General features: G+C 61.4%; 10 protein-coding genes. All 10 read right to left on the minus strand.

The window, feature by feature from the left end:
• Nucleotides 1-44: 44 nt before the first annotated feature.
• Nucleotides 45-2,816, minus strand: a complete 2,772-nt coding sequence (locus K0H48_RS04915) for a hybrid sensor histidine kinase/response regulator (protein WP_219266626.1) — start codon at nt 2,814-2,816, stop codon at nt 45-47.
• Nucleotides 2,817-2,931: 115 nt separating this feature from the next.
• Nucleotides 2,932-4,224 (minus strand): phosphoribosylamine--glycine ligase, encoded by a 1,293-nt coding sequence (purD, locus tag K0H48_RS04920; RefSeq protein ID WP_138817042.1) that lies wholly within the window; start codon nt 4,222-4,224, stop codon nt 2,932-2,934.
• Nucleotides 4,225-4,349: 125 nt separating this feature from the next.
• Entirely contained in the window at nt 4,350-5,957 is a 1,608-nt protein-coding gene (gene purH / locus K0H48_RS04925) for a bifunctional phosphoribosylaminoimidazolecarboxamide formyltransferase/IMP cyclohydrolase (RefSeq protein ID WP_219266627.1), read from the minus strand.
• Nucleotides 5,958-6,038: 81 nt separating this feature from the next.
• On the minus strand, nt 6,039-6,359 hold the full coding sequence (fis, locus tag K0H48_RS04930) for a DNA-binding transcriptional regulator Fis (RefSeq protein WP_003221275.1): 321 nt from the start codon (nt 6,357-6,359) through the stop codon (nt 6,039-6,041).
• Nucleotides 6,356-7,369: a tRNA dihydrouridine synthase DusB gene (gene dusB, locus K0H48_RS04935; protein WP_219266629.1), complete on the minus strand. Its 1,014-nt coding sequence runs from the start codon at nt 7,367-7,369 to the stop codon at nt 6,356-6,358. The genes fis and dusB overlap by 4 nt, the downstream gene beginning before the upstream one ends.
• 185 nt (nt 7,370-7,554) lie before the next feature.
• On the minus strand, nt 7,555-8,763 hold the full coding sequence (locus K0H48_RS04940) for a DUF3426 domain-containing protein (protein WP_219266631.1): 1,209 nt from the start codon (nt 8,761-8,763) through the stop codon (nt 7,555-7,557).
• 30 nt (nt 8,764-8,793) lie between these two features.
• Entirely contained in the window at nt 8,794-9,672 is an 879-nt protein-coding gene (prmA, locus tag K0H48_RS04945) for a 50S ribosomal protein L11 methyltransferase (protein WP_219266633.1), read from the minus strand.
• Nucleotides 9,673-9,947: 275 nt separating this feature from the next.
• Nucleotides 9,948-11,309, minus strand: coding sequence for an acetyl-CoA carboxylase biotin carboxylase subunit (accC, locus tag K0H48_RS04950; protein WP_017136745.1), 1,362 nt, complete (start codon nt 11,307-11,309; stop codon nt 9,948-9,950).
• Nucleotides 11,310-11,326: 17 nt separating this feature from the next.
• Nucleotides 11,327-11,788, minus strand: a complete 462-nt coding sequence (gene accB / locus K0H48_RS04955) for an acetyl-CoA carboxylase biotin carboxyl carrier protein (protein ID WP_122718896.1) — start codon at nt 11,786-11,788, stop codon at nt 11,327-11,329.
• A 24-nt stretch (nt 11,789-11,812) separates the two neighbouring features.
• Nucleotides 11,813-12,268: a type II 3-dehydroquinate dehydratase gene (aroQ, locus tag K0H48_RS04960; protein ID WP_017136743.1), complete on the minus strand. Its 456-nt coding sequence runs from the start codon at nt 12,266-12,268 to the stop codon at nt 11,813-11,815.
• Between the last annotated feature and the right edge of the window lie 22 nt (nt 12,269-12,290).

The following is a 12,290-nucleotide window of genomic DNA, read 5'->3' on the forward strand; positions in this document are numbered from 1 at the left end:
GGCAAGCCTGCTCGCCACAGTAGCCTGCTCCTATGTGTTCCAGGTTAAGACGGGGCGTGTTCCGGGCGTTGCTGACGCTGCGCCACCCAAAACTCCACCAGCTCACGCAACTGCGACAATTCCACCGGCTTGGCCATATGCCCATCCATGCCGGCCTGGCGTGCGCGCTCTTTATGTTCCGTGAGGATATGCGCCGTGAGCGCAACCACGGGTGTGCGAATACGCTGATGGCTGACTTCCCACGCGCGCAATTGCTGGGTGGCCGAGAAGCCATCGAGGATCGGCATTTCGCAGTCCATCAACACCAGGTCGTAACGCTGGGCCTTCATTGCCTCCAGCGCTTCTTCGCCGTTGCTGGCGGTGTCCGGGTTGAGGTTGAGCTTGCCGAGCATGCCGCGAATCACTTTGGTGGAGATGCTGTTGTCTTCGGCCACCAGGATCTTGAAATCACTCGGCACGGTCACCGCTGCCGGCGCGTTGAGCATAGGGCGCGGCGCTATTGCACCTTTGCTGCGTTGGGTCAGTTCGTCAGCCAGGGTGGTCTTGAGCGTGTAGCCGGCCACCGGTTTGGCGAGGATGCGCTTGATCCCGCAGTTGCGCGCGATGATCTTGCTCGGCGCATTGCTGATGCCGGTGAGCATGATCAGCAGGATGTCGTGGTTAAGACTCGGGTCTTCCTTGATCTTCGCCGCCAGTTGCATGCCGGTCATGCCGGGCATGTTCTGGTCCAGCAGCACCACATCGAAGTAATCACGCAGGTGCGCCTTGGTGCGCAGCAGCGCCAGGGCTTCTTTGCCGGACGGCACAGCGCTGACGTTCAAGCCCCAGGCGGTACATTGCTGCACCAGCACTTTGCGGCAGGTGTCGTTGTCATCGACCACCAACACCCGCGCACCCTTGAGCGGCCCGTCGAGGTCGGACGTCGGGTGCTCCAGGCGCTCCGGGTCCAGTGGCAGGGTCAGCCACAGGGTGCTGCCTTGGTGGCTGCCGCTCTTGATGCCGAACTCGCCGTTCATCAACAGAATCAACTGGCGGGCGATGACCAGGCCCAGGTGGCCGCTCAGGCGGGTGGCCGAGAGGAAGTTCTTGCTGTGCAGTTCGCTGTGCAGCAGTGCGTCGCGTTCGGCGGCGTCCATCGGCAGGCCGCTGTCTTGCACGGCGATGCGCAGGCGCGGCTTGGTGCTGCGTTCGTCGAGGGCGACCACGATCAGCACTTCGCCTTCATCGGTTTTTTGCAGGGCGTTTTCCAGCAGGCTCAACAGCGCCTGGCGCAGGCGTGTGGGGTCGCCGCTGATAACGCGCGGCACCTGCGGCTGGATAAAGCTGATCAGTTCGACGTTCTGCTGCTCGGCCTTGGCGCGGAAGATGCTCAAGCAGTCATCGATCAGCGCGTTGAGGTCAAATTGCACATCGTCCAGTTCGATCTGCCCGGACTCGAGCTTGGAGATGTCGAGAATCTCGTTGATCAGCGTCAGCAGTTCATTGCCGGCGCTGTGGATGGTCTGCACATAGTCACGCTGCTTCACCGACAGCGGCGTGCCCAGCAGCAACTCGGTCATGCCCAGCACACCGTTCATAGGGGTGCGGATTTCGTGGCTGATCTTGGCCAGAAATTCGGCCTTGGCGGCTATTTCGGCGTTGCTGGCCGCCAGGTCGCGGCTGAGGCTGAAGCGTGCTTCGACAATGGCGCGCTGGCGCTCGCCCAGGGCCAGGCTCATCAGCAGACCGCTCAGGCAGATAAAGCTCAGCAGGGTGACAATCAAACCTTGCGGCGCCACCAGCGTCAGGCCCAGCAGGGCGGGGAGGATGATCAGGGTGCCGATGTTGAACACCACCATCGCCACCACAAACAAGCGCGCCGGCCGGTAGCCTTTCTGCCAGTGGTAGGCCGAGACAAACAACATGCTCAAGCCCGCCAGGGCGACCAGCGCGTAGGTGATGATGTTCAGCGGCAGGGTGTTGACGAACAACAGCAGCAGGCCGCACAGCACGATCAGCAGGATGTCGGCCATCAACAGCTTGTTCAGCGGATGCGGGCCCAGGGGCATGAAGAAGCGATAGGCAAACATCAGCCCGCACGGCGCAGTCAGCAGCAGTGCGAGGTAGGCGCCCGGGGTCTGCACTGCGTGCCAGTTCGGCAGCCACGGCCCCACCAGATTGAGGAGCAGCGCCAGGCTCAGCATCAACAGTACTTCGCAGGCCGCCAGCCACAGGCTGCTGCGCGAGCGGTGGTAGGCGAAGCGTGTGAGGTTGTGCAGGATCAGCATCAGCAGGCAGCCGAACAGCAGGCCGTAGATCAGCGTCTGGGTCTGGTCGGCGGCGGCGAGCACGGCCGGTTCCAGGGTGATATAGGGGCGCAGTTCGTGTTCCGAGACCAGGCGCAGGTACACCTCAAGGGGCTTCTGGCTCTGGGGCATCGGCAGCATGAAATCGCTGCTGGGCAGCGGGCGTTCCGCCTGGGGCTGGCGCGTACCGGTGCTTTGCTGCTCCACCAGCATGTCGCCGTCGAGCACATACAGGTTCAGGTGCGAGAGGTCCGGGGCGAATACGCGCAGCACTTGTTCGTGCTTGCCGGGTTGCAGCTTGAAGCGTACCCACAGCGCACCGTCCGGCTGCGCAGCGGTAATCCGGTCGAGTTCGATGGGGCTGAATTGATTGGTGTAGCGGGCGGAGCGGATGTCGCTCAGTTGCAGGTCGGCCTGTTCATCAAGCAATACTGCCCAACCACTGCCTTGCGCGGCGGCCTGGGCCGGGAACAAGCAGAGCAGGGTCAGCAAGCTGACTGTAAAACCTATGGCGATCCTGAGCCAGCGCACGGCGAAATCCCTTCGTAGGTTGATGCACGGGTTAACTATGCGCGGGGCGACATGGGTACGGCAAGGGCCAAAGGCCCTTACCTAACCGAACGGATAGCTACGCAAGCGTAGCTGTTCAGTTGCTCTCGCCGCGTTCACGGGCAATGGCGCGATAGCCGATGTCCGTGCGGTAGAAGCAGCCTTTCCAGTCAATTTTTGCCGCCAGTTTGTACGCCTGCTGCTGCGCGGCGTCGACACTGGCACCCATTGCGGTGGCGCACAATACACGGCCACCTGCGGTTACAACTTTGCCGTCCTTGAGCGCGGTGCCCGCATGGAACACCTTGCCTTCCAGCGTAGCAGCCGCATCCAGACCTTCAATCACATCGCCCTTGGCGTAGTCGGCAGGGTAACCACCGGCCGCCAGCACGATGCCAACGCTTGGACGCGGGTCCCACTGCGCTTCAACCTTGTCCAAGGCCTGGGCCAATGCGGCTTCCACCAGCAGCACCAGGCTCGATTGCAGACGCAGCATCACCGGTTGGGTTTCCGGGTCGCCGAAGCGGCAGTTGAACTCGATGACTTTCGGGTTGCCGGCTTTGTCGATCATCAGGCCTGCGTAGAGGAAACCGGTGTACACATTACCTTCGTCGGCCATGCCGCGCACGGTTGGCCAGATCACCAGGTCCATCACGCGTTTGTGCACGTCGGCGGTGACGACCGGGGCAGGGGAGTAGGCACCCATGCCGCCGGTGTTCGGGCCGCTGTCGCCATCACCCACACGTTTGTGGTCTTGGCTGGTGGCCATCGGCAGCACGTTCTTGCCATCGACCATCACGATGAAGCTGGCTTCTTCGCCGTCGAGGAACTCCTCGATCACCACACGCGAGCCTGCATCACCAAACGCGTTACCGGCGAGCATGTCGCGTACGGCGTCTTCGGCTTCCTGCAAGGTCATGGCGACGATCACGCCTTTACCGGCGGCCAGGCCATCGGCCTTGATCACGATCGGTGCGCCTTTTTCACGCAGGTAAGCCAGGGCCGGCTCGATCTCGGTGAAATTCTGGTAGTCGGCCGTCGGGATCTTGTGGCGAGCCAGGAAATCCTTGGTGAAGGCTTTGGAACCTTCCAGCTGCGCGGCACCGGCGGTTGGGCCGAAGCAGTCCAGGCCACGGCTGCGGAACAGGTCCACAACGCCGGCAACCAGCGGTACTTCCGGGCCGACGATGGTCAGGGAAACATTCTTTTGCGCGAAGTCGGCCAGCTGCTCAAGGGCCAGCACGTCGATAGCGACGTTTTCGCACTTGGCTTCAATGGCGGTGCCGGCGTTGCCGGGTGCGACGAAAACCTTCTGGACACGTGGGTCCTGGGCAACTTTCCAGGCCAGGGCGTGTTCACGGCCACCGCTGCCAATGATCAAAACATTCATTTCAAAAACCTCGTTAGGATGATCGTTCCCACGCTCTGCGTGGGAATGCCTCTACGGACGCTCTGCGTCCGAGGGACGCGGAGCGTCCCTGGCTGCGTTCCCACGCGGAGCGTGGGAACGATCAATCAGTGGCGGAAGTGGCGCATGCCGGTGAAGACCATCGCGATGCCAGCTTCATCAGCGGCTGCGATCACTTCAGCATCACGCATCGAGCCACCCGGTTGGATCACGGCGGTCACACCGGCTTTCGCGGCATTGTCCAGGCCATCACGGAACGGGAAGAACGCGTCGGAAGCCATCACCGAACCCACGACCTGCAAGCCTGCATGCTCAGCCTTGATCGCGGCGATACGCGCCGAATTCACGCGGCTCATCTGGCCGGCGCCGACACCAATGGTCTGGCGGTTCTTGGCGTAGACAATGGCGTTGGATTTAACGTACTTGGCGACTTTCCAGGCGAAGATCAGGTCGTTGATCTCTTGCTCGGTCGGGGCGCGCTTGGTCACGACTTTGAGGTCTTCGCTGCCGATCATGCCGATGTCGCGGCTCTGCACCAGCAAGCCACCGTTGACACGCTTGTAGTCCCAGGCAGCGGCGCGGTCAGCCGACCACTCGCCGCAGGCCAGCAGGCGCACGTTGGCTTTGGCGGCGACGATGGCGCGCGCTTCTTCACTCACCGAAGGGGCAATGATCACTTCAACGAACTGGCGCTCGACGATCGCCTTGGCGGTCTCGGCGTCCAGTTCGCGGTTGAAGGCAATGATGCCGCCAAACGCCGATTCAGTGTCGGTGGCGTAGGCCAGTTCGTAGGCCTGGCGAATGCCGCCTTCTGCGTCCGGGCTCACGGCCACGCCGCACGGGTTGGCGTGCTTGACGATCACACAGGCTGGCTTGACGAAGCTCTTCACACATTCCAGCGCGGCGTCGGTGTCGGCCACGTTGTTGTAGGACAGCTCCTTGCCTTGCAGTTGGGTCGCGGTGGCGATGCCGACTTCGGCAGGCTTGGCCTCAACGTAGAACGCCGCGCTCTGGTGCGGGTTCTCGCCGTAGCGCATTTCCTGGGCCTTGATGAACTGGCTGTTGAAGGTGCGCGGGAACTGGCTGCGGCCTTCTGTGCTCAGGGTTTCGGCGGCCTGGTTCACGGTGCCCATGTAGTTGGCGATCATGCCGTCGTAGGCGGCGGTGTGTTCGAACGCCTTGAGCATCAGGTCGAAGCGCTGGGCGTAAGTCAAACCGCCGGCTTTCAGGCTTTCCAGTACGTTGGCGTAGTCGCTGGCGTTAACCACGATGGCCACGTCTTTGTGGTTCTTGGCAGCCGAGCGAACCATGGTCGGGCCGCCGATATCGATGTTCTCGATGGCGGTCGGCAGGTCGCAGCCTGGCTTGTTGATGGTGGCTTCGAACGGGTAAAGGTTAACCGCCACCAGGTCGATCGGCTTGATGCCGTGTTCGCTCATGATGGCGTCATCGATACCGCGACGACCGAGGATCCCACCGTGGATTTTAGGGTGCAGGGTCTTGACCCGACCGTCCATCATTTCTGCGAAACCGGTGTAGTCCGCGACTTCTACTGCGGCCACGCCGTTGTCCTGCAGCAGTTTGAAGGTCCCGCCTGTGGAGAGGATTTCCACGCCCAGGGCTTCCAGCTCCCGGGCAAATTCGAGGATCCCGGTCTTGTCGGAGACACTGATCAAGGCGCGGCGGATCGGCAGGCGGGTGGTCTGGTCGGTCATTTCAATTTCCATCAAAAGCAAAGGAGTCAGCAAAAAAGGCGACCGTTTTTACGCGGGCGCCTTTCTGGTTTGATTGAATGCTTACAGCAAATCGTATTGTTTGAGCTTTTTGCGCAAGGTGCCACGGTTGAGGCCCAGCAGCTCACTGGCTTTGGTCTGGTTGCCCTTGACGTAGTTCATCACGCTTTCAAGCAGCGGCGCCTCGACTTCGGAGAGCACCAGGTTGTACACGTCCGTGACGGAAGCGCCCTCAAGGTGGGCGAAATAATTGTGCAGCGCCTTCTCGACACTCCCACGAAGGGTCTGACCTTCTTCGCTCGGCGTGTTGAGGTGCTGTTTCAAATTGACGTTGTCGCTCACGGGTGCTGTTCCACTCACTAAAGTCTCGGTCATCATCGTCATGCGGCCACCCCCTCTCCGTCCCCTGTCCCCAGGCTCTTGTAACGCTCGCAGAAGAACTCACGAACGTTGGCGCACTGTGCTTCCGTATCATCCAAACGATTGAAGTGGGCGCGAAACTCCCTGGCGCCCGGCAAGGTTGCGAGATACCAGCCGACATGCTTGCGAGCAATGCGTACTCCCATCACGTCTCCATAGAAGGCGTGCAGGGCGGCCAGATGCTCTAGCAGAATACGTTCCACCTCGACCAACTCCGGTGCCGGCAAGACTTCGCCGGTACGCAGAAAATGCTCGATCTCACGAAAAATCCATGGCCGCCCCTGGGCGGCCCGGCCAATCAACAAGCCATCGGCACCGGTTGCGTGCAGCACGCGCCGGGCTTTCTCGGCTGAATCGATATCGCCATTGGCAAAGACCGGCATCGACACCGCCTGCTTGATCGCGGCAATGGTGTCGTACTCGGCTTCACCGGTGTAAAGGTCGGCGCGGGTGCGGCCATGCACCGCCAGCGCTGTAATCCCGGCCTGTTCAGCGATCTTCGCCACGGTCAGGCCATTTTTGTTGTCCCGGTCCCAGCCGGTACGAATCTTCAGGGTGACCGGCACATCCACTGCGGCGACAACGGCCTGCAGGATCTCGGCTACCAACTGCTCATCTTTCAACAATGCGGAACCGGCGGCCTTGTTGCAGACCTTCTTGGCCGGGCAGCCCATGTTGATGTCGATGATCTGCGCACCCAACTCCACATTGGCTCGGGCCGCATCCGCCAGCATTTGCGCATCACCCCCGGCGATCTGCACCGAGCGGGGCTCGGGATCACCTTCGTGGATCATGCGCATCCGCGATTTGCGGGTGTTCCACAAGCTCATGTCGCTGGTGACCATTTCAGAGACTACTAGACCCGCGCCCAAACGCTTGCACAGCTGACGAAAGGGCTGGTCGGTGACGCCCGCCATCGGGGCGAGGATCAAGCCGTTTTGCAATGTGTATGGGCCGATGCGTACCGCCGACATAGGACTTCCCTGTTGTGGGGCCGGATCATTAGAGTTCGAAAAAGGGTTGGCATGATACCCGCTCTCGATGACTGGATAAAGGCTGAATTGGATAAAATCTGAACAGTTATTTCTTTATCGCCGCCGGTTTGGTTGCGCAGCGCAAAGTCAATAATTTGCCGTCAAACCTCAGAACCTGCGCCGGTTCACTCGGGCGAGTGAAAACTCAGGCTGTAATTCACGGCTTTGTTGCCTGGATCAAGGATATCCAGGGAAATGTGGATCGGTGTCTGCGAAGGCATTTCGCTGACGCCGGCCAATTCACCACTCAGGTATTCGCCGGGTTTGAAGCGACGACTGGCGATCAGGCTGCCGTTCATGTCGGCAAAACGCAGTTCCAGCAGCGGGAAGGGCTGGGAGAACGTTGCCCGGTTATAGATGATCGCATCCACCACCAGCGCCCCGGCAAACTCCGGGTTGCTGCGTACCACCAGGTTGCTGCTCTTGATATGGGCGATATCGACCCGTGATGGCACCGTGCAGCCCAATGACGGGCATAGCTGCTGGAACCATGGGCGGTAGGCATCCTGGCGGGCCAGGTCGTCGAATTGATACGCGATGTACTGGCCGGCAAGGCCCGCAGCGGCGATCAGCACCAGCAGGATCCAGACCAGGCGACGGCCCCAGCCGGACGGGCGCTTTTGGGCGTAAAGGTGCAGCGGGTCGTCTTCCAGATCCTGGAGTACGTCATCGTGAACGCTCGCCTCGGCGCGCGCGCGCTTGCGCCGTGGTTGCGGGCGATCTTCGGGTTGCGGTTCGTCCAGGGCCTTGGTCAAGGGCGTGAACGGCGGGTCGATATCGTCATCTTCAACGTGAAGCGCCGAGCGCAATGGCGGTTCATCGTCGATGTCGTCAAGGCGCAACGACATGGAGGGTTCGGTGCGCTGACGTGTCGCAGTGGCCGGTTCCGGCTCGTCTTCGGCCGCTGGGGTGCGTTCCTCGGGCGGTTCACTGAACAGGCTGGCGGCCCACTGTTCTTCTTCGGCCTTGGCGGTGCCGCGCGTGGCGCTCAGGGCCTCTTCAGGCTGGCGCCGGTCGGCGGGTGCCTGGCGACGTTCCAGCTTGGCCAGTTCTTCATCCAGGTCCAGGTTGTCCAGGTCCAGCTCTTCGGCGTTCCACTGCTTCTGGCTGATGGCCCGTGGGGCCTCGGCGGACGGCTCGGCGGCTTTCTCGGCAACGGCCGGCTGCTCAGGCGCAGGCACCTGGCCGCGCTGCTCCAGCAACTGGCGAGCGGCGTTGAACACTTGCAGGCACGAGCCGCAGCGCACCACGCCACGGGCCACACTCAATTGTGCGTGGCTGACGCGAAAGCGGGCTTGGCAATGTGGGCACTGGGTGACGAAACTGTCGGTCATGCGGCCATCCGATTCAGGCAAGCGCTCATTCTAGCGCCGACGACCACTGATGCGTACCCAGCCATCACGGTTGGCGATCGGGTCCAGTTCGAAATCCTTGGCGTAGGCAGCGGCCACGTCTTCGCCTTGCTCTGCGAGGATGCCCGACAGCGCCAGACGCCCGCCCGGCTTGACCAGGCTCGACAGTTGCGGCGCCAGCGAGACCAGCGGTCCGGCAAGGATATTGGCCACCAGTACATCGGCCTGCACCTGGGGCAAATCTTCCGGCAGGTACAGTGGGAATTTGCCTTCAGCAATGTGATTGCGCCCGGCGTTGTCGCGGGAGGCTTCCAAGGCTTGCACGTCGATATCGGTGCCGACCGCTTGCTTGGCGCCCAGCAGCAGCGCGGCAATTGCCAGGATCCCCGAGCCGCAGCCGAAATCCAGCACGTTGCAGTCGCTCAGGTCCTGGCCGTCCAGCCATTCCAGGCACAGTGCGGTGGTGGGGTGGGTGCCGGTGCCGAACGCCAGGCCCGGGTCGAGCAGCAGGTTGACGGCATTCGGTTCCGGCGCGGCGTGCCAGCTTGGCACGATCCACAGGCGCTGGCCGAAACGCATCGGCTGGAAGTTGTCCATCCAGCTGCGTTCCCAGTCCTGGTCTTCGATCACTTCGCTGTGATGCTCCGGCAGCGGGCTGCCGGTGAGCAATTGCATATGGGCCAGCACGGCGGCGGCATCGGTGCCGTCTTCGAACAGGGCCAACAGATGGGTGTGGGACCACAGCGGCGTGGTGTTGAGTTCCGGTTCGAAGATCGGTTGGTCTTCGGCATCCATGAAAGTCACCGACACGGCGCCGACTTCGAGGAAAGCGTCTTCGTAGGTTTCGGCTTGTTCTGGGCTGATGGCGAGACGGACTTGCAGCCAAGGCATGGCGGGCACCTTTGAAAAAATGAGTGTGCGACGGCTGGGTCGCGAAAGCGCGCAAGTTTACGCGAGCGGCGAGTTTGTGGCGAGCGGGCTTATGTGGGAGCCGGGCTTGCCCGATCGTTCCCACGCTCCGCGTGGGAATGCATCTTGTGACGCTCCGCGTCACGGACGCAGAGCGTCCTGGGCGGCATTCCCACGCGGAGCGTGGGAACGAGTATAAGAACAGGTGTGCCACAAACAACAAAACCGCCCGAAGGCGGCTTTGTTGGGTGGAGCACTTACTGGTTGGCCAGCTTGTGTTCCAGGTAGTGAATGTTCACACCACCTTCGCAGAAGCCTTCATCGCGTACCAGGTCCCGATGCAACGGGATGTTGGTCTTGATGCCGTCTACCACGATTTCGTCCAGGGCATTGCGCATACGGGCCATGGCCTCGTCGCGGGTGGCGCCCCAGGTGATCAGCTTGCCGATCAGCGAGTCGTAGTTGGACGGAACCTTGTAGCCGCTGTACAGGTGCGAATCCACACGCACGCCGTTGCCGCCCGGCGCGTGGAAATGCTTGACCAGGCCAGGGCTTGGGATAAAGGTTTTCGGGTCTTCGGCGTTGATCCGGCACTCCAGGGAGTGGCCGTGGATCTTCACGTCGTCCTGGGTGAAGGACAGCACGTTACCGGCGGCGATGCTCAGCATCTCCTTGACGATGTCGATACCGGTGACCATCTCTGAAACCGGATGCTCTACTTGCACACGAGTGTTCATCTCGATGAAGTAGAAACGGCCGTTCTCGTAGAGGAACTCGAAGGTACCGGCGCCACGGTAGTTGATGTCGATGCACGCCTTGACGCAGCGAGCCAGTACTTCCTGGCGCGCGGTTTCGTCCAGGCCCGGTGCCGGTGCTTCTTCCAGCACCTTCTGGTGACGACGTTGCAGCGAGCAATCGCGGTCGCCCAGGTGGATGGCGTGGCCCTGGCCGTCGGACAGAACCTGCACTTCCACGTGACGTGGGTTGGTCAGGTACTTCTCCAGGTAGACCATCGGGTTGCCGAACCAGGCAGCCGCTTCGGAGCGGGTCTGCTTGGCGGCTTCGATCAGGTCTTCTTCCTTGTGCACCACACGCATGCCGCGACCACCACCGCCACCGGCGGCCTTGATGATCACCGGGTAACCGACTTCGCGACCAATGCGCAGGGCGGTTGCCTCGTCTTCCGGCAGTGGGCCGTCGGAACCTGGAACGGTTGGCACGCCGGCTGCGATCATGGCGTCCTTGGCCGAAACCTTGTCGCCCATCAGGCGGATGGTTTCGGCTTTAGGGCCGATGAAGGCGAAGCCGGATTTTTCCACCTGTTCGGCGAAATCGGCGTTTTCCGCGAGGAAGCCGTAGCCTGGGTGGATGCCATCAGCGCCGGTCACTTCAGCGGCGGCGATGATGTTCGAGACTTTCAGGTACGAGTTCGTGGCCAGTGGCGGGCCGATACAAATGCTTTCGTCCGCCAGTTTCACGTGCATCAATTCGGTATCGGCCGTCGAGTAAACAGCGACGGTCTTGATGCCCTCTTCCTTACAGGCGCGCAGGATACGCAGCGCGATCTCGCCGCGGTTGGCGATCAGGACTTTTTGCAGTTTCTTCGCAGGTTTCAACATCGAAGGCGCTCCGCGGTTCAAACGATGGTGAACAGCGGCTGGTCGTACTCAACCGGCTGACCGTTTTCTACCAGGATGGATTCGATGACGCCGGCTTTTTCAGCCGTGATGTGGTTCATCATTTTCATCGCTTCAACGATGCAGATGGTGTCGCCCACTTTCACGGTTGCGCCGACTTCAACGAAGGCTGGCGAGGTCGGTGCCGGGGTGCGGTAGAAGGTACCGACCATTGGCGACTTGACTACGAAGCCGTTCAGCACAGGCGCGGCTGGGGCAGCAGGTGCAGCGGCAGCAGCCGGGGCGGCGGCAGGTGCGGCAGCCGGAGCGGGTGCTTGCATCTGTGGCGCGTAGAACTGTTGAGCCGGGGTCTTGCTGTGACGGCTGATCCGTACGGATTCTTCGCCTTCCTTGATTTCCAGCTCGTCGATACCGGATTCTTCCAGCAGTTCGATCAGTTTCTTAACTTTACGGATATCCATGAATCATCAACTCCCAAGGGTCGGTCAGGGGCGCTTGGCCGGTTGTTCAAGTTGTTCCAGGGCGGCCTCCAGGGCCAGTCGGTAACCGCTGGCGCCAAGGCCGCAGATCACACCTACCGCTACGTCGGAGAAGTAGGAGTGATGGCGGAAAGCTTCGCGTTTGTGCACGTTCGACAAATGCACTTCGATAAATGGGATGCTCACCGCCAGCAGCGCGTCACGTAATGCAACACTTGTATGCGTAAAAGCGGCGGGATTGATCAGGATAAAGTCCACGCCTTCGCCACGCGCGGCATGGATGCGATCAATCAATTCGTACTCGGCATTGCTTTGCAGGTACAGCAAATGGTGGCCGGCTTCACGCGCCCGGCGTTCCAGATCGAGGTTGATCTGTTCCAGGGTCACCGCCCCGTAGACGCCCGGTTCACGGGTGCCGAGCAGGTTCAGGTTGGGTCCGTGAAGAACCAGTAAGGTCGCCATCGGCTGTTCCTTGTTATTGATG

Origin of the sequence: Pseudomonas sp. Xaverov 259, from assembly GCF_019352915.1 — a bacterium.
Lineage (GTDB): Bacteria > Pseudomonadota > Gammaproteobacteria > Pseudomonadales > Pseudomonadaceae > Aquipseudomonas.

Excerpts from the sequence above, each read along its gene's own strand:
- aroQ (WP_017136743.1), bottom strand. The coding sequence starts at position 12,268 with ATGGCGACCTTACTGGTTCTTCACGGACCCAACCTGAACCTGCTCGGC.
- purH (WP_219266627.1), bottom strand. The coding sequence starts at position 5,957 with ATGACCGACCAGACCACCCGCCTGCCGATCCGCCGCGCCTTGATCAGT.
- K0H48_RS04940 (WP_219266631.1), bottom strand. The coding sequence starts at position 8,763 with ATGACCGACAGTTTCGTCACCCAGTGCCCACATTGCCAAGCCCGCTTT.
- accC (WP_017136745.1), bottom strand. The coding sequence starts at position 11,309 with ATGTTGAAACCTGCGAAGAAACTGCAAAAAGTCCTGATCGCCAACCGC.
- dusB (WP_219266629.1), bottom strand. The coding sequence starts at position 7,369 with ATGTCGGCGGTACGCATCGGCCCATACACATTGCAAAACGGCTTGATC.
- prmA (WP_219266633.1), bottom strand. The coding sequence starts at position 9,672 with ATGCCTTGGCTGCAAGTCCGTCTCGCCATCAGCCCAGAACAAGCCGAA.
- accB (WP_122718896.1), bottom strand. The coding sequence starts at position 11,788 with ATGGATATCCGTAAAGTTAAGAAACTGATCGAACTGCTGGAAGAATCC.
- purD (WP_138817042.1), bottom strand. The coding sequence starts at position 4,224 with ATGAATGTTTTGATCATTGGCAGCGGTGGCCGTGAACACGCCCTGGCC.
- fis (WP_003221275.1), bottom strand. The coding sequence starts at position 6,359 with ATGACGATGATGACCGAGACTTTAGTGAGTGGAACAGCACCCGTGAGC.